Source organism: Bradyrhizobium sp. AT1 (assembly GCF_001590795.1).
Lineage (GTDB): Bacteria > Pseudomonadota > Alphaproteobacteria > Rhizobiales > Xanthobacteraceae > Bradyrhizobium.
On record NZ_JXDL01000001.1, the window covers coordinates 3,395,432 to 3,411,920 of the forward strand.

Below are 16,489 nucleotides of genomic sequence, written 5' to 3' on the forward strand. Positions count from 1 at the left end.
TCAGAATGCTGTATGGTGCGGCGGTTCACGGTTGCGGTCAATCCGCACACCGATCACGGTTAACGGATGAAAGCTCTCACCATTCCATGACGCTTGCGAGACGCGCCAGCAGGTCCGGATCGTCGAAGGCGCTGGCGGAAGCGACCGCGCCGGCCGCAACGAGGTCGGCATGACCGAGGCTGGTCCGGACGCCGATGGTCGGAATGCCGGCCGCCGCGGCCGATTGCACGCCGGTGCGGGAGTCCTCGAAGGCGATCGAAGCCTCCGCCCTCGCGCCGACGAAACGCAGCCCTTCCTGATAGGGCAACGGATGCGGCTTGCCGTGCGGCAGCTCGGCGCCGATCACGAGCGCCTTGAAGCGATGCGCGATGCCGAGGCCGGAGAGCAACAGCTCGGCGTTGAGACGCGGCGCATTGGTCACGGCCACCATGGGAATGCCGGCCACGTCCGCCCGGTCGAGCAGCGCCATCAGGCCCGGGAGCGGCACGATCTGCCCGGCCACCAGCGTACGGAAGACCTCCTCTTTCTCGTCGAGGATCAGGGCACGCCGCTCCGGCGCCTCGTGGGACAGAAAGCGCTCGCCGATCGCAACATTGGCGAAGCCTTGCAGCTCCCTTGAGAAGCGCGCGTGGTCGAAGACATGACCGTGCGGACCGAGGACCTGGTTGAACGCCTTCAAGTGCAGCGGGTCGGTGTCGGCAAGCGTGCCGTCGATGTCGAACAGCAATGCCCTGCCCGTCGCTTCCGTTGTGGCTTCGATCATTTCCGTACTTTCCCAAATCCGCGGCGCATCGATGCGCGAGACGTATCAATATGGCTTCAACCGCGCAATGACGCATGCACATGGCATCGATGTGACACTCGACAAAGTCGCGCGCGGCTGCAACACTCGGTGCAAGATCAAAAAGGAGGAAACGATGACGATCAACCGACGCGATCTGGCTCTCTCGGCTCTTGCCGTCTCCACGCTTGCGCTCACGACACCGGCGCTCGCCGCATCAGTGGACGAGGATGCCGTGGCGAAGAAGGTCGAGGCCTTCCGCCTCGCCCAGATCGCGGCCGATCCGAAGGCACTCGGCGCGCTGTGCTGGGACGATCTCAGCTACAGCCATTCCAGCGGCAAGGTCGAGGACAAAGCCACCTTCATCGCCAATGCGACCGACGGCAAGTCGAAATTCCTGTCGATCGAGTACAAGGACCCGACCATCAAGGTCGTCGGTCCAGCAGCGATCGTGCGCTTCCACTGGCTGGGCGAGCAGGAGATGGCGGCCGATGGGAAGAAAGTGTCGACCAACCTTCACATCCTGATGAACTGGCAGAAGCAGGGCGACGAGTGGAAGCTGCTGTCGCGGGCAGCAACGAAGTTGTGATGACGACTCTTGCCCTCTCCCCTTGCGGGCCCCACAAGGGGAGAGGGTGGCTCGCCGCGCAGCGGCAGGAGGGGTGAATGGGTATGTCTCCCAGAACTCATTTCCATTAGAAGCGCGCCATATCCGAAGCTTTGCTTCAGCGTTCTCTTAAGGATGGTCGCCGGAGGCGACCTACGCCATCTTCACCCGCAAGGGAGAAGGAAAAGGCAGCTCCATCAAGGGCGGCAAAAAATTCCGACCATGCTTTGCGCGTCAGAATTCGCCGCTGCTGGCGCGACGCAGTGTGTTGCGACCTGCCGCCCGACAAAATCAATGCGACTGCAACAGTTCGCGCAAGATCAAGAAATGAGGATACCATGACACTGGATCGCGATCATGCTGCCACGACGGACCACGAGGCGGTGGCAAGGAACGTCGAGGCATTTCGTCTCGCCCAGATCGCGGCCGACCCGAAGGCGCTGAGCGCGCTCTGCGCGGATGATCTGAGCTACAGCCACTCCAACGGCTTCCTCGAAGACAAGGCAGCCTTCGTCGCCAACGCCACCGACGGCAAGACGCAGTTTCTGTCGATTACGTACAAGGACCCGACCATCAAGATCGTCGGCCCTGCCGCGATCGTGCGCTTCCATTGGCTGGCCGAGATGATGACCGGCGGACAGAAAGTGGCAAACAGCCTTCATATCCTGATGAACTGGCTGAAGCAGGGCGACGATTGGAAGCTGTTGTCGCGCTCCGCGACAAAACTGTGATGCGACGACCTATCCTCTCCCCTGGCGGGAGAGGGCGGCTCGCCACGCAACGGCGACGCACAAGAGCAGAGTCCTCGGAAAAAGATTCCGACCTGCGCTCCGCGCGCCCCGGAATGACAGCGGCGCCTAAGCCGCTTCTTTCACATCGCCGTTCACCAGCTTGCGCGCGGCGCGCTCGGCTTCGCGGGCGTTGCGGAAGAGCTGGCCTTCGAGACGATTGAACTGGTGGGACGAGGCGAAAAAGCAGTAGCCGCCCTGGCTGCGAACGACGATTCCCGCGGTCTGCGAGTTGACTTCGATGATGTAGCTGTCCGGCATGGCCCGTAGATTCCTCAGTGCGGGCAAATAACGGCATCTCCGCCCAAAGGTTCCTGAAGGCAAATCAACCGTTTCTGACCCGAATCGACGTTCAATTCAGTACGCCGGGACCTCATCCGTTTTATGACCCGTTCTTGGCAAAGCCGCGACGCGTCGACCCACATCAGCGCCGCGTTTCATCGGCTGCAAGCTTCGCGAGATGAGACGGACAGCCGCGCGCGGTCACGTCGCAATGGGCGCGTCGGTCGGGCGAACTTCCTGAGGGCGGCCATGCTCGTCGATCGAGACGTAGGTAAAATTCCCGTCGGTGACGAGAAACGGATGCTCCTCCCCGCGCCGCAACGCCCACGCCTCGAGATGCACGGTCATCGAAGTGCGGCCGACGCGGACGAGGTTGGCATAGACCGAGACAAGATCGCCCACATAGACCGCCTTGCGAAAATTCATCGCTTCGATCGCAACCGTCACGGTGCGCGACTTCGCGGCTTTCGATGCAAACACGCCGCCGCCGACGTCCATCTGGCTGAGCAGCCAACCGCCAAAAATGTCGCCATTGGCGTTGGTGTCGGCGGGCATCGCGAGCGTACGGATGCAGAGATCGCCGCGCGGCGCGGTGTCGGACTTTTCGGTCATCTGTCTCTCACTTGAAAGTGTCCCAGCCCGGGTCGGGCGCGAAGCGGCCGCCGAATCGCTCGGCCAGCGCACGCAGCGTCGATACAATGTTTTCCACGCCGCGCGTGCGCGCATAATTCAACGGTCCGCCGCGGAACGGCGCGTAGCCGGTGCCGAAGATCATCGCGCCGTCAACCATATCGGGGTCATCGACGATGCCTTCGCGCAGCGCCGCAACGCAAACGTTCGACATCGGCAGTACCAGGCGATCGATCATCTGGTCGGTGACGCGCGGACCGGTCTCGGGAAGCTGTGCCTTCTCCGCCTTGCCGTCCTTCCAGGTGTAAAAGCCCTTGCCGGTCTTGCGACCGAGCTCGCCTTTGGCGACCTTGTCGCGCAGCCAGGCCGGCGTCGGCGGCAGCAGGTCGCCGAATTTCGTCCGCAGCATGTCCCCGACGTCAAGGCAGATGTCGAGCCCGACCTGGTCGGCGAGCTCGATCGGCCCCATCGGCATGCCGAACTGCTCGGCTGCGGCGTCGATCAGGCGCTGGTCGATCTTCTCGTCCAGCATCACCATCGCTTCCAGCATGTAGGGCGTCAGCGCGCGGTTGACGAGGAAGCCGGGCGAGCTCTTCACAGCCAGAGGCAGGCGGTCGATCGCACCGACGAAAGCAAGCGCATCCTTCAGCACCTGCGCATCGTTGCCATCGTGACTGACGACTTCGACCAATTGCAGCCGCGAGACCGGATTGAAGAAATGCAGGCCGACCAGCCGTTCCGGCCGCGCCAGCGTGGTGCGGAGATCCTGAAGCGGGATGCTCGACGTGTTGGTCGCGAGGATCGCGCCGGGCTTCATCCGCGGCTCGAGCCCGGCATAGACCTTCTGCTTCAGCTCGAGCTTTTCCGGCACGGCCTCGATGATGAGATCCGCGTTGCGCACGCCCTCGCCGTCCATGTCGGGGATTAGGCGATCGAGCGCGTCGCGCACCTCGGTCGGCTTGCGGATGATCTTGCCGTAGAGCTCGGCGGCGCGCTTCACCGCGCCCGCGATCGGCTCGGCCTTCATGTCGGCCAGCGAGACACGCAGTCCCTGCCCGGCCACCCAAGCCGCGATGTCGCCGCCCATTGCGCCGGCGCCGATGACGTGGACATGCTTGATGGTGTTGCCGCTGCCTGCCGCCTTCTTCATCTGCTCGCGCAGGAAGAAGACGCGGATCAGATTCTGCGCGGTCGGCGTCACCATCAGCTTGGCGAAGGACGTCTGCTCCGCCTTCAGCATCGCGGCCTTGCTGCCGCCATGGGTTTCCCAGAGGTCGATCAGCGCATAGGATGAGGGATAGTGCTCGCGAGACGCGGCCTTCGCCGCCTCCGAGCGCATGCGCTTTGCGAGCAGCCCGCGCACCGGGCCGAAATTGGCCGCGCGCGTCAGAAGGCCCGGGCGCGCCCGCTTCAGCCGGCCGAACAGCGCATCCTTCACCGCGCCCCGGACATGGCGCTCCTGCGTGACGGTATCGACGAGGCCGATCGCCTTGGCCCGCCGCGCATCGATGGTGCGGCCGGTCAGCATCAAGGCCATCGACTGGGTGGGATTGACCAGCGCGGTGAAACGCGCAGTGCCACCGAGGCCGGGATGCAGGCCCAGCATCACCTCCGGGAAGCCGAAGCGCGCGCCGTCGATCGCGATGCGCGACTGGCAGGCGAGCGCAACCTCGAGCCCGCCGCCGAGACAGAAGCCGTGGATGACCGTAACCGTCGGCAGCTTCAAGGCTTCCAGATGGTCGATCGCCGCATGCGCGGCGCGGATGCGCGTCTCCACCATCTCCGGATCGCTAGCGCCGCGGAATTCGTTGACGTCGGCGCCCGCGATGAAGCCGGATGGTTTCGCCGAGCGGAGTACGAGCCCGGCGGGACGCTCGGTCTCGATCGCTGCGAGCACCGCGTCGAACTCCTCCATTACGTCGGAGGACAACGTATTGGCGCTGGCGTCAGCGCGGTCGAACAGCAGCCAGGCGACGCCGTCGGCGTCGCGCGTCAGCTTGAAGTGCTTGTACGGATTGTCGGTCGCCGGCTTGGGTCCCAGCTCGAGGATGCGGTCGCCGAGCGCGGTCATGATCCTGGAATCCATGGTCACACCGCCTCGATCAACATGGCGCCGCCGAGCCCGCCGCCGATGCACTCGGTCGCGACGCCACGCCGCGTGCCGAGCCGCTTCATCGCGTTGACGAGATGCAGCACGATGCGGTTGCCGGAGGTGCCGACGGGATGGCCGAGCGAGATGGCGCCGCCATCGACGTTGAGCCTTTCGCGGTCGATCTCGCCGGCCGCACCATCGAGGCCCAAAATCTCGCGGCAGAATTTGTCGTCGTTCCAGGCAGCCAGGCAGCCCAGCACCTGGGTGGCAAAAGCCTCGTTCAGCTCCCAGGTCTCGACATCCTGCACCGTGAGGCCGTTGCGCTGGAGCAGCGGCGTTGCTGACATCACCGGACCTAGCCCCATGATGCTGGGATCGAGCGCGGCCCAGTTGCTGTCGACGATGGCGGCCTTTGGCGTCAGCTTGTGCTTGGCGACGGCCGCGTCGGAGGCCAGGATCACCCAGGACGCGCCGTCGGTGATCTGCGAGGAATTGCCGGCGGTGACTTGCCCCCAAGGGCGCTCGAACACCGGCCGGAGCTTTGCCAGCGACTCCGCCGTGGAGTCCGGGCGCACGCCGTCGTCATGGTCGAAGAATTTGCCGTCACGCGAGAACGCGGTCTCGACCTCGCCCTTGAGAAAACCCGCGCCTTGCGCATGCGCGAGCCGGCGGTGGCTCTCTGCCGCATAGGCATCCGACTGGGCGCGGGTGATGCCGAAGAGATGGCCCACGACCTCGGCGGTCTGGCCCATGTTCAGATCGGTGACGGGGTCGGTCAGGCCGCGCTCCAGGCCGATGATCGGCTTGAGGTAGCTCGGCCGCAATTTGAAGGCAGCGGCGAGCTTCGCCGCCACGCCCTTGGCGGTGGCAAGACCGGCGAACCAGCGCACGCCGGAATTCGGCCAGACCAGCGGCGCGTGGCTCAGCGCCTCGGTGCCGCCCGCCAAAATCAAGTCGGCATGGCCTTCGCGGATGTAGCGGTAGGCGGTGTCGATCGACTGCATGCCGGAGCCGCAATTGATCTGCACGGTGAAGGCGACCATGTCCTCGCCCATGCCGAGCCGAAGCGCGGCGACACGGGCCGGGTTCATCTCGTCGGCAATCACGTTGACGCAGCCGAGGATGACCTGGTCGAAGCTGTCGGGCGAAAACGGCTGGCGCGCCAGCAGCGGCCGGCCGCATTGCACGGCGAGATCGACAGGCGTGAACGGCCCGGGCCCCGAGCGCGCCTTCAAGAACGGCGTCCGGCTGCCGTCGACGATGAATACCGGTCGTGCCATCAGCTCGCCGCCCTCTGTTCACCGAGTTCCTGGAAGAACTGATGCACGTCGCCGGTTTTCTTGTAAATCGGCGACAGCGTTTCCGGCGCAAAATCGTCGACCTCGATCACTTCGGCGACGGCTTTGCGGGCAGAAGAGATTTGCTCACCCTCAGCCTGCGTGATCACGCCTTTGGCGACTGCGTCCTTCCAGTCGCGGACATGCGCCGCGCGCATGCGCTTGGCGATGGCCTCAGTACCGGTGACCAGCTTGAAGGCACGCTCCAGCCGGGCAAAGCCGCCGTCGTCGTCGACATGGGCCAGATCCGGCGTGAGGCGCTCACGCGCGGCCGACGGCTCCAGCACGATGCTTGCACATTGATGTACGACGCGGTCGGAGGGGCCGAGCACACGGGCGCCGAACGGCTGGACCACGAGCTTCAGAAAGGCCGCGACGAAGCGGTTCGGCAGGTTGGCGAGGATCTCGGCAAGCCGGTTCTCGATGGTCCGAAAACCCGTCGCCATGCACCATTCCAGCGCGGCAAAGTCCTCCTTCTGCCGGCCCTCGTCCTGCCAGCGTTTTAGCGCGGCCGAGAGCAGATACAGCTCGGACAGGATGTCGCCGAAGCGCGCCGACAACATCTCCTTGCGCTTGAGCGCGCCGCCGAGCGTCAGCAGCGCCATGTCGGCGCAGAGCGCGAACGCCGCCGAATAGCGCGAGAGCTGGCGATAGAACGGCGTGGCGTCGCCCGCATCGGACGCCAGGGCGAAAGCACCAAAAGTCCAGCTCCGGCCGAAGGCGCGGACGAGCGTCCGGAAACTGTGGCCGACGTGCTTCCAGAACGCCTTGTCGAAGGCCGTAAGTCCGCGCTCGCGATCGGTGTCAGCGAGCGCATTCATCTCGTCGAGCAAATAGGGATGCGCGCGGATCGCGCCCTGCCCGAACACGATGAGATTGCGCGTCAGGATGTTGGCGCCCTCGACGGTGATGCCGACGGGTACCGCGCGGTGCAGATTGCCGAGATAGTTTTGCGGGCCGTCGATCACGGCCTTGCCGCCGTGGATGTCCATGGCGTCGTCTATCGCGGTGCGCATCCGCTCGGTCGCATGCAGCTTCATGATGCCGGAGATGACGGCGGGATGAACGCCGGCATTCAGCGCCGCGCAGGTCAGCCGCCGCGCCGCATCCAGCTGATAGGCGGTGCCGACGATGCGCGCGAGCGGCTCTTCCACGCCTTCGAATTTCGAGATGGAGATGCCGAACTGCTCGCGGATGCGGGCATAAGCGCCGGTGGTGCGCGCCGCATAGACGGCACCCGCGGCAGAGAGCGATGGCAGCGAGATGCCGCGGCCGGCGGCGAGCGCCGTCATCAGCATCTTCCATCCCTGCCCCAGCCGCTCCTGGCCGCCGATGACGTAATCGAGCGGGATGAAGACGTCGCGGCCCCAATTCGGGCCGTTCTGGAACACCTGCATCGACGGCAGATGGCGATGGCCGATCTCGACGCCGGGCAGATCGGTCGGGATCAACGCGACGGTGATGCCCAGCTCTTCCTGGTGGCCGACGAGGTGGTCGGGATCATAGGCCTTGAAGGCAAGGCCCAGCAGCGTCGCAACGGGGCCGAGCGTGATGTAGCGCTTGTGCCAGTTGAGCCGGAGGCCGATCACCTCGCGGCCCTCGAATTCGCCCTTGCAGATGATGCCGGTGTCGATCATCGAGGCTGCATCAGAGCCGGCTTCGGGGCTGGTGAGGCCGAAGCAGGGAATGTCGCGGCCGTCGGCAAGGCGCGGCAGCCAACGCGCCTGCTGGTCCTTCGTGCCGAAGCGCATCAGGAGCTCGCCGGGGCCGAGCGAGTTCGGCACCATCACGGTGACGGCGGCCGCGATCGAGCGGGTCGAGATCTTGCGCACCACTTCCGAATGGGCATAGGGCGAGAAGCCGAGACCGCCGAATTCCTTCGGGATGATCATGCCGAAGAATTTCTCGCGCTTGACGAAGTGCCAGACGTCCGGCGGCAGGTCGCGCCATTCCCAGAAGATCTTCCACTCGTCGAGCATGGCGCAGAGCTCGTCGACGGGACCGTTGAGGAAGGCCTGCTCCTCCTCCGTCAATTTGGCTGGCGCAATTTTCAGCAGTTTCGACCAGTCCGGATTGCCGGTGAAGAGATCGGCGTCCCACCAGACGTCGCCTGCCTCCAGCGCCTCGCGCTCGGTGTCGGACATCGCCGGCAGCACGCCGCGCGCCCAGGAGAAGATCGGCTTGGTGATGTTGTCGCGGCGGAAGCTCATGGCTGACCTCATGCATCGGCGCGGTTGGCGGTTATTTTAGCGGAAAGTGGCCGACGGCGGTGAAGGGTTCGGCTGTAAAATTGACGCGGCCGGGCGGCCCCAGACCATAACGGCCAGGGCGCGCGGGCAGTTCCGGGAGGGGAATGGGGCCGAATGCCCCGCTGTCATTCCGGGGCGCGCGAAGCGCGAACCCGGAATCCATCGTGCGACAGCGTCGGTGGATGAATGGATTCCGGGCTCGACGCTGCGCGTCGCCCCGGAATGACGGCGTGGAGAGAATACGGCCGGCCTAATCCGGCCGCACCATCTCGAACATGTTTTCGGGCTTGATCTCGAAATAATCGCCGCGGCGGCCGGCGCGGACGATCGGGCGGGCGGCGGCGGTCTGGTAGACGCCGTCTTTGATCATGGCCTTGTCGATGTGCACGGCGACCACCTCGCCCAGCGTCAGCCAGGCATCGGCCTCCTTGCCGTCAGCGCCCTTGAGGCGGACGATGTCGGACACCTTGCATTCGAAGGCGACCGGGCTTTCGCCGACGCGCGGCACGTTGACGAGCTTGCCGGGCACCGCGGTGAGGCCCGCGACCTCGAACTCGTCGACCTCGGGCGCGACGTGGGCGGCGGTCGCGTTCATGTGCCTGGCGAGGTCCATCGTGGCGAGATTCCAGACGAACTCACCGGTCTGCTGGATGTTCTCGACCGTGTCCTTCCAGTTGGTGGAAGAGAAGCCGATGATTGGCGGCACGTAGCAGAACGCATTGAAAAAGCTGTAGGGCGCCAGATTGACGTGGCCCTTCGTATCGCGGGAGGAGATCCAGCCGATCGGCCGCGGCGCGATGATGGCGTTGAAGGGATCATGCTTGAGGCCGTGGCCCTTGGAGGGCTCGTAGAAGTAAAGGTCTTTGTCCGTCACCGCGGAATCTTTCCTGGTCCTGGTAGCCCGGATGGAGCGAAGCGTAATCCGGGTCCGCCAGCGCAACGCTGAACCATCCCGGATTGCGCTTCGCTCCATCCGGGCTACGTCAGCTTGCTTATAGGAAAGATTTGCCCGCCCTGTCAGTGCCGCGGCGACAGACCCGCGATGACGAAATCGATCATCTGGTCGATGTTCGGACCCGGCTTGGTGGCGCACTGGGCGATCATCTGGGGGTGGAAGAAGCGCATCATCGCGGTGCACGAGCAGAGCGCGGCCAGTTGCAGGTCGGGCGCCTCGAACTCACCGGTGGCAACGCCTTGCGCGATCATCTGGCCGACCATTCCGGCGACGCATTCCATGTGGTTGACGCAGACGTCCCAGTCCTCCTGCATGGCGATCTCGACCATCTCATGCAGCTTGTTGTCGCCGACATAGCGCTCGGTGTTCATGCGATGGATGGTGGTGAGGAGCTCGCGGAAGCGGTCCAGCACGGGCCCCGGCCTTGCCACGATCCGCTGCGCTTCGAGCTCGACCTCGCCCATCAGGCCGCGCGCCACCGCCTGATGGATCGCCTTCTTCGATTCGAAGAAGCGATACACGTTGGCGGGGCTCATCCTGAGCTCCTTGGCGATGTCGCCGACCGTGGTCTTCTGATAGCCGATCTGGCGGAACAGCCGCTCGGCCACCTCGAGGATACGATCCCGGGTGTCGCCTTCGATATGTTCCGAAATAAGGGCCATCAATCAGGACTCGTTCGTCAGACCTTCATCTCACTTATTCAGCCGCTTCAGCAAGCGGAATTGCCGGATGTTCATCGCTGCCATGCTGCGGCGCGGCAGACTGCTCGGGAGTACCCGCCTCGTCCAGGCTCTTCCGGAACCAGAGTGCATAGAGGCCCGGCAGGTACAGGAGCGTCAGGAATGTCGCGACGAACAGGCCGCCCATGATGGTGATCGCCATCGGTCCCCAGAAGGCCGAGCGCGACAGCGGGATCATGGCCAGGATCGCGGCGAGCGCCGTCAGCACCACCGGACGAGCGCGGCGGACGGTCGCTTCCACGATCGCCTCGCGCCGGGTCAGGCCGTGGGAGACGTCGGTCTCGATCTGATCGACCAGGATGACCGTATTGCGCATGATCATGCCGGCAAGCGCGATCAGGCCGAGCAGCGCCACGAAGCCGAACGGGGCATTGGCGACGTTGAGGCCGAAGGAGGCGCCGACGATGCCGAGCGGCGCGGTCAGGAACACCAGGATCAGGCGCGAGAAGCTCTGCAGCTGAATCATCAGCAGCGTCAGCATCACCATGACCATCAGCGGGAAGAGGATGAAGATCGAGGCGTTGCCCTTGGCGGATTCCTCGAACGCGCCGCCCGGCTCGATGCGGTAGGCCGGCTCGAGGTGGTCGATGATCGGCTTGAGCTTCGGCGTGATCTGGCCCGTGACGTCGGGAGCCTGGACGCCGTCGACGACATCGGAGCGCACGGTGATGGCCATGTCGCGGTTACGCCGCCACATGATCGGCTCCTCGTGGTCGTATTCGATCTTGGCGATCTGCTGCAGCGGCACGGCAACGCCATTGCGCGAAGTGATGGTGAGATCACCGACGCCACCGAGATCGAGACGTTCGGACGAGACCGCACGGGCGACCACGCCGACCTTCTCGATGCCGTCGCGCACGGTCGTGACCTGCGAGCCCGAGATCAGCATCGCGAGCGCCTGTGAGACGTCCTGCGGGGTCAGGCCCATGGCGCGGGCGCGGTCCTGATCGACGACGAGCTTCAGGTAAGGCGATTGCTCGTTCCAGTCGAGCTGGACGTCCTTGACGCTCTTGTTCTGCCGCATGACGTCGCGAACCTGGTAGGCGATCTCGCGCACCTTGTTGGCGTCGGGGCCGATCACGCGGAACTGGACGGGGAAACCGACGGGCGGACCGAAATTGAAGCGGTCGACGCGCACGCGCGCTTCGGACAGGAAGCCCTCGGCAGCCGCGTTCTCGATCTTGGCCTTGATGCGCTCGCGCGCCTCGACCCCCTTGGCGACGATGACGATCTCGGCAAAGGCCTCGTTCGGCAGCTGCGGATTGAGCCCGAGCCAGAAGCGCGGCGAACCCTGGCCGACATAGGACGTATAGGTCTCGATGTCCTTGTCGTCCTTCAGCAGCGTCTCGGCCTTCTTCACCGACTTTTCGGTCACGTTGAAGGCGGTGCCCTCCGGCAGGCGCAGCTGGAGGAATAGCTCGGGCCGCTCCGACAGCGGGAAGAACTGCTGCTGGACGTGGCCGAAGCCGACGATCGAGGCCACGAAGACGCCGACGGTCGCAACCACCACCGTGATGCGATGGTTGACGCACCATTGCACGATGGCGCGCAAGCCCCGGTACATGCGGGTCTCGTAGACCGCGTGCGGATCGTGGTTGTGGTGCACCTTGATCTCCGGCAGCAGCTTGACGCCGATATAGGGCGTGAAGATCACCGCCACGAACCAGGAGGCGACCAGTGCGATCGCCACGATCCAGAAGATGCTGCCGGCATATTCGCCGACCGCCGAATTGGCAAAGCCGATGGGGAGGAAGCCAGCGGCCGTGACCAGCGTTCCCGTGAGCATCGGAAACGCAGTAGATTCCCAGGCAAAGGACGCTGCTCGCATGCGGTCCCAGCCCTGCTCCATCTTCACCACCATCATCTCGACCGCGATGATGGCGTCGTCGACGAGCAGGCCGAGCGCGATGATCAGCGCACCCAGCGTGATGCGGTGCAGATCGAGCGACATCATGTTCATGACGACGAAGACGATGCCGAGCACCAGCGGCACCGAGAGCGCGACAACGATGCCGGTGCGCCAGCCCAGTGCCAGGAACGAGACGAACAGCACGATGACGAGCGCTTCCATGAAGGAGTGCACGAACTCGCCGACGGCGTGCTCGACCACCTTGGGCTGGTCGGCGATCAGCTTGACGTCGATGCCCTGCGGGACCGCCTTCATGAAGTCGGCCGTCGCCTTCTCGACCTCCTTGCCGAGCTCGAGGATGTTGGCGCCCTTGGCGGTGACGACGCCGATGCCGATCGCGGCCTTGCCTTCCTGACGGACGACGAAGCTCGGCGGATCGACATAACCGTGGGTGACGGTGGCGATATCGCCGAGGCGGAAGACGCGGCCGTTGCTCTCGACCGGCGTTTCGGCGACGGCCTTGGCACCGTCGAGCGCACCGGTGACACGCAGCGGCACGCGCTGCGAGGAGGTCTCGACCGTACCGGCGGGCGTCACGTTGTTCTGCTTGGCGAGCGAATCGAACAGCGCCTGCGGCGTGATGCCGAGCGTGGCGAGCTTGGCGTGGCTGAACTCGACGAAGATGCGCTCGTCCTGATTGCCGTACATGTCGACCTTGGTCACGCCGGGAACTTTAAGGAGGCGCTGGCGGAAGCCTTCCGACACCTTCTTGAGCTGGGCGTAATCGGCGCCGTCGCCGGTCATCATGTAGAGAATGGAATCGACGTCGGAGAACTCGTCGTTGACGACGGGTCCGAGAATGCCCGACGGCAGCTGGCCCTGCACGTCGACCAGCTTCTTGCGCAAGAGATAAAAGAGATAAGGCACGTCCTTCGGCGGCGTGGAATCGCGGAAGGTCACCTGGAGCGCGGTGAAGGCTGGCTTGGAATAGGTCTGCACCTTCTCGAAATAGGGCAGCTCCTGGATCTTCTTCTCGATGGGATCGGCGACCTGCTCCTGCATCTCCTGCGCGGTCGCGCCCGGCCAGATCACGGAGACGTTGACCACCTTCACCGTGAAGAAGGGATCTTCGGCGCGGCCGAGCTTCTCATAGGAGAAGAATCCGGCGACGCCGAGAATGATCATCAGGAAGAGAACCAGCGTCGGATGGCTGACGGCCCAGGCCGAAAGGTTGAAGCGCTTCATCGCTCTCTCCGAAAGACGATCCAGTTGCAAAAACGACAGCCGCTCTGTTCAAACCGTCGTCGCGAGGCAGCGAAGCAATCCAGGGGGCTGGGCAGGTTCTGGATCGCTTCGCCGCTTCAGCCTTTGCTTAGGGACAAAGGCCGAAACTCACCTCACACGACGTAACTCTAAAGAAAGCTCAGAAGGACAGTGACGACACGACCCGCACCCGCTGGCCCGGATCGAGCTTCTGCACACCGAGGGCGACGATCTTGGCGCCCTCTTCCACGCCGCTGGTGATGATCACGTCGTTGCTCTCGTAGGCCTTCACCGTCACCGGCTTCAAGGTGAGCGCGCCGTTGTCATCGACGACGTAGAAGGACGGCTTGCCGCCCTCATTGAACAGCGCCGACAGCGGCAGCCGCGCGACGCGCTCGGTCGCGGCGTCCGATAGCGTCAGCGTCGCGGTCATGCCGAGCGAGACCTTGTCGTCGGCCTCGGGCAGCGAGAATTTTGCCAGATAGGTGCGCGTGGCGGGATCCGCCGCCGGCGCGATCTCGCGCAGCTTGGCGGCGTATTTCTTGTTCGGCTCGGACCAAAGAGTGACGCTGGCGACGCCCGACTTGGCGCGTCCGACCAGCGTCTCAGGGATCGCGACGACCGCTTCCTTTTCGGCAAAGCGGGCGACGCGGATCGAAGCCTGGCCCGCGGCGACCACCTGGCCGGGCTCGATCAGCGTTGCGGTGACGACGCCCCGGGCGTCGGCGTTGAGCGTCGCGTAGGAAAGGGAATTCTTGCTCAATTCGAGCGCGCGCTCGGCGCGGTTCAAGCGCGCGCGGGCTTCGTCCGCGGCGGCGCGGCTCGAATCCATCTGCGCGTCCGTGGTCCAGCCCTTGGCCTTCAAATCCTTGGCGCGCTGCTCGGCGGCGGCGGCCTGGGCCAGCACGCCGGTCGCGGCGGTCTGTTCGGCGGCGGCCTGCTCGGCCTGGAGCTTCAGATCGACCTCGTCGAGGGTTGCGAGCGGCTGGCCGATTTCGACGGTCTGACCGACTTCCACCAGGCGCTTGGCGACCTTACCGGCCACGCGGAAGCCGAGATCGCTCTCGATCCGGGGCCTGACGGTGCCGACGAAGCTCCGTTCCGGCGTCTCGGCATCATAATGCGCGGTTGCGACCAGGACCGGCCGCGGCGGCTCGGCTTTCTCGGCGACGGTGTCATTGCACCCGGCCAGGCTGGCAGCCATCAGGGCCAGCGACACACCTGCCAACAGCCTGGAATAGCTCGACAAAACGGACCGAACGAACATTGAAGGACACTCCTGCAGCTCGAATGAGAGGAATGTCGACTAATCACTGATGAAAGTCAATAATCGTCAGTCATCAGGAATGCGTGATCGTTAAGCGGTGGTGAGGATTGGGACAACGGTTGCGAGGGAGGTGTGATTGTAGGGTGGGCAAAACGGAGGGTGCCCACCAAACTGACCAGCATGAGGAGAGACGTGGGCACGGCGCGCGAAGGGCGCGCCTTGCCCACCCTACAAGGCTTCCCTTACCGCCCCTGCTCGACAAACTCGTGCTTGGTCTCGTGTCCGCCCACGAACACCAGGATGCCGGCGAGCAGCGGCAGCACGGCGAGCACCAGGAGGCCGGTCGAGGTCTGTCCCGTGGCTTCCTTGACCCAGCCGATCAGATACGGCCCGCCGAAGCCGGCGAGGTTGCCGATCGAGTTGATCAGGGCGATGCCGCCGGCGGCGGCAGTACCGGAGAGCCAGGCGGTCGGCAGGGTCCAGAACACGCCGAAGCAGCAGAACACGCCGATCGCGGCCACCGTCAGCACCACCATCGTCATGGTGGGATCGGTGAGGTAGCTGGAGACGGCGAGCGCGACGGCGGTGAGCAGCAGCGGCGCACCGACATGCATGACGCGCTCGCGCGTGGCATCGGAGTGCCGCGCCCACAGGATCATGGCGATGGTGCCGAACAGATAGGGGATCGCGGTGACGAAGCCGGTCTGCGCGTTGGTCAGCCCGAACGCCTTGACGATCTGCGGCAGCCAGAACTGCATGCCATAGAGCGCCCCGACGAAGCCGAAATAGATCAGGCTGAGCGCGATCACCTTCGGCGAGGACAGCGCTTCGCCGAGCGAGACATGCTTCACGGCCTGCTTGGCCGCGATTTCCGAATCGAGCTTCGCCTTGAGCCAGGCCTTCTGCTCGGCCGAGAGCCAGTCCGCCTTCTCCGGCTTGTCGGTGAGATAGAACCAGGTGACGATGCCGAGCAGCACGGAGGGGATACCCTCGATGATGAACAGCCACTGCCAGCCCTTCAGGCCCATCATGCCGTCGAGCCCGAGCAAGAGGCCGGAGATCGGCGCGCCGATCACGGTCGAGACCGGCACCGCGATGGCGAAGGCCGCCAGGAAGCGGGCGCGATATTCGGCCGGATACCAATAGGTGAGATAGAGGATGATGCCGGGGAAGAAGCCGGCTTCGGCGACACCGAGCAGGAAGCGCAGCACGTAAAAGCTCGTCACGCCGCTGACCACCGCCATCAGGGCGGAGATGATGCCCCAGGTCACCATGATGCGGGCGATCCAGCGGCTGGCGCCGAATTTCTCCAGCGCCAGATTGCTCGGCACCTCGAAGATGAAATAGCCGATGAAGAAGATGCCGGCGCCCCAGGAGAAGATCAGCGGCGTGAATTTCAGCTCGGCATTCATGGTCAGCGCGGCGAAGCCGAGATTGACGCGGTCGAGATAGGAGAAGAAGTAGGCCAGCACCAGGAACGGAATCAGGCGCCAGGAGATGGCGCGGATGGTCGAGGTCTCGATCTCCGACTTGGAGGCGCCGGCGGAACCGGCATAGGTGGTGGTCTGGCTCATGGCTTCCCCCGGTTTGTTGTTCTTGTGGGCTGATGGGCGGTTTTGAGCATCGCGGGCAAAGAGTCAATGGAGCGA

At 64.6% G+C, this 16,489-nt stretch carries 13 protein-coding genes; 2 read left to right on the forward strand and 11 right to left on the reverse strand.

Going from position 1 to position 16,489, the window contains the following annotated elements; genetic code table 11:
* Nucleotides 1–76: 76 nt before the first annotated feature.
* A complete protein-coding gene (locus SE92_RS15970) occupies nucleotides 77–763 on the reverse strand; it encodes an HAD family hydrolase (RefSeq protein ID WP_063196623.1) in 687 nt (228 codons plus the stop codon).
* 154 nt (nucleotides 764–917) lie between these two features.
* Here SE92_RS15970 and SE92_RS15975 point away from each other — a divergent pair, with 154 nt between their 5' ends.
* Nucleotides 918–1,370, forward strand: a complete 453-nt coding sequence (locus tag SE92_RS15975) for a nuclear transport factor 2 family protein (protein WP_063203562.1) — start codon at nucleotides 918–920, stop codon at nucleotides 1,368–1,370.
* A 356-nt stretch (nucleotides 1,371–1,726) separates the two neighbouring features.
* Nucleotides 1,727–2,119: a nuclear transport factor 2 family protein gene (locus SE92_RS15980; RefSeq protein WP_063196624.1), complete on the forward strand. Its 393-nt coding sequence runs from the start codon at nucleotides 1,727–1,729 to the stop codon at nucleotides 2,117–2,119.
* Between the two features lie 126 nt (nucleotides 2,120–2,245).
* Here SE92_RS15980 and SE92_RS15985 read toward each other — a convergent pair whose 3' ends face one another.
* The 10 genes from SE92_RS15985 to SE92_RS16030 form a co-directional block, all read right to left on the reverse strand.
* Nucleotides 2,246–2,437 (reverse strand): hypothetical protein, encoded by a 192-nt coding sequence (locus SE92_RS15985; RefSeq protein ID WP_063196625.1) that lies wholly within the window; start codon nucleotides 2,435–2,437, stop codon nucleotides 2,246–2,248.
* 222 nt (nucleotides 2,438–2,659) lie between these two features.
* Nucleotides 2,660–3,070: an acyl-CoA thioesterase gene (locus SE92_RS15990; protein WP_063196626.1), complete on the reverse strand. Its 411-nt coding sequence runs from the start codon at nucleotides 3,068–3,070 to the stop codon at nucleotides 2,660–2,662.
* A gap of 7 nt (nucleotides 3,071–3,077) precedes the next feature.
* A complete protein-coding gene (locus SE92_RS15995; RefSeq protein WP_063196627.1) occupies nucleotides 3,078–5,174 on the reverse strand; it encodes a 3-hydroxyacyl-CoA dehydrogenase NAD-binding domain-containing protein in 2,097 nt (698 codons plus the stop codon).
* Between the two features lie 2 nt (nucleotides 5,175–5,176).
* Entirely contained in the window at nucleotides 5,177–6,460 is a 1,284-nt protein-coding gene (locus tag SE92_RS16000) for an acetyl-CoA C-acetyltransferase (RefSeq protein ID WP_063196628.1), read from the reverse strand.
* Nucleotides 6,460–8,727 carry an acyl-CoA dehydrogenase gene (locus SE92_RS16005; RefSeq protein WP_063196629.1) on the reverse strand — a complete coding sequence of 756 codons (2,268 nt, stop codon included), beginning with the start codon at nucleotides 8,725–8,727 and terminating at the stop codon, nucleotides 6,460–6,462. Before SE92_RS16005 ends, SE92_RS16000 begins: the two co-directional genes overlap by 1 nt.
* Nucleotides 8,728–9,016: 289 nt before the next feature.
* Entirely contained in the window at nucleotides 9,017–9,640 is a 624-nt protein-coding gene (locus SE92_RS16010) for a flavin reductase family protein (protein WP_063196630.1), read from the reverse strand.
* Nucleotides 9,641–9,783: 143 nt separating this feature from the next.
* The gene (locus SE92_RS16015) at nucleotides 9,784–10,383 is read right to left on the reverse strand and encodes a TetR/AcrR family transcriptional regulator (RefSeq protein WP_063196631.1); all 600 of its coding nucleotides are present in this window, start codon (nucleotides 10,381–10,383) and stop codon (nucleotides 9,784–9,786) included.
* 34 nt (nucleotides 10,384–10,417) lie between these two features.
* The gene (locus tag SE92_RS16020) at nucleotides 10,418–13,555 is read right to left on the reverse strand and encodes an efflux RND transporter permease subunit (RefSeq protein ID WP_063196632.1); all 3,138 of its coding nucleotides are present in this window, start codon (nucleotides 13,553–13,555) and stop codon (nucleotides 10,418–10,420) included.
* Nucleotides 13,556–13,733: 178 nt separating this feature from the next.
* Nucleotides 13,734–14,840: an efflux RND transporter periplasmic adaptor subunit gene (locus SE92_RS16025; protein WP_063196633.1), complete on the reverse strand. Its 1,107-nt coding sequence runs from the start codon at nucleotides 14,838–14,840 to the stop codon at nucleotides 13,734–13,736.
* 242 nt (nucleotides 14,841–15,082) lie between these two features.
* Entirely contained in the window at nucleotides 15,083–16,414 is a 1,332-nt protein-coding gene (locus SE92_RS16030; RefSeq protein ID WP_063196634.1) for an MFS transporter, read from the reverse strand.
* Nucleotides 16,415–16,489 lie beyond the last annotated feature (75 nt).

Excerpts from the sequence above, each read along its gene's own strand:
- SE92_RS15970 (WP_063196623.1), bottom strand. The coding sequence starts at position 763 with ATGATCGAAGCCACAACGGAAGCGACGGGCAGGGCATTGCTGTTCGAC.
- SE92_RS15975 (WP_063203562.1), top strand. The coding sequence starts at position 918 with ATGACGATCAACCGACGCGATCTGGCTCTCTCGGCTCTTGCCGTCTCC.
- SE92_RS15980 (WP_063196624.1), top strand. The coding sequence starts at position 1,727 with ATGACACTGGATCGCGATCATGCTGCCACGACGGACCACGAGGCGGTG.
- SE92_RS15985 (WP_063196625.1), bottom strand. The coding sequence starts at position 2,437 with ATGCCGGACAGCTACATCATCGAAGTCAACTCGCAGACCGCGGGAATC.
- SE92_RS15990 (WP_063196626.1), bottom strand. The coding sequence starts at position 3,070 with ATGACCGAAAAGTCCGACACCGCGCCGCGCGGCGATCTCTGCATCCGT.
- SE92_RS15995 (WP_063196627.1), bottom strand. The coding sequence starts at position 5,174 with ATGGATTCCAGGATCATGACCGCGCTCGGCGACCGCATCCTCGAGCTG.
- SE92_RS16000 (WP_063196628.1), bottom strand. The coding sequence starts at position 6,460 with ATGGCACGACCGGTATTCATCGTCGACGGCAGCCGGACGCCGTTCTTG.
- SE92_RS16005 (WP_063196629.1), bottom strand. The coding sequence starts at position 8,727 with ATGAGCTTCCGCCGCGACAACATCACCAAGCCGATCTTCTCCTGGGCG.
- SE92_RS16015 (WP_063196631.1), bottom strand. The coding sequence starts at position 10,383 with ATGGCCCTTATTTCGGAACATATCGAAGGCGACACCCGGGATCGTATC.
- SE92_RS16020 (WP_063196632.1), bottom strand. The coding sequence starts at position 13,555 with ATGAAGCGCTTCAACCTTTCGGCCTGGGCCGTCAGCCATCCGACGCTG.
- SE92_RS16025 (WP_063196633.1), bottom strand. The coding sequence starts at position 14,840 with ATGTTCGTTCGGTCCGTTTTGTCGAGCTATTCCAGGCTGTTGGCAGGT.
- SE92_RS16030 (WP_063196634.1), bottom strand. The coding sequence starts at position 16,414 with ATGAGCCAGACCACCACCTATGCCGGTTCCGCCGGCGCCTCCAAGTCG.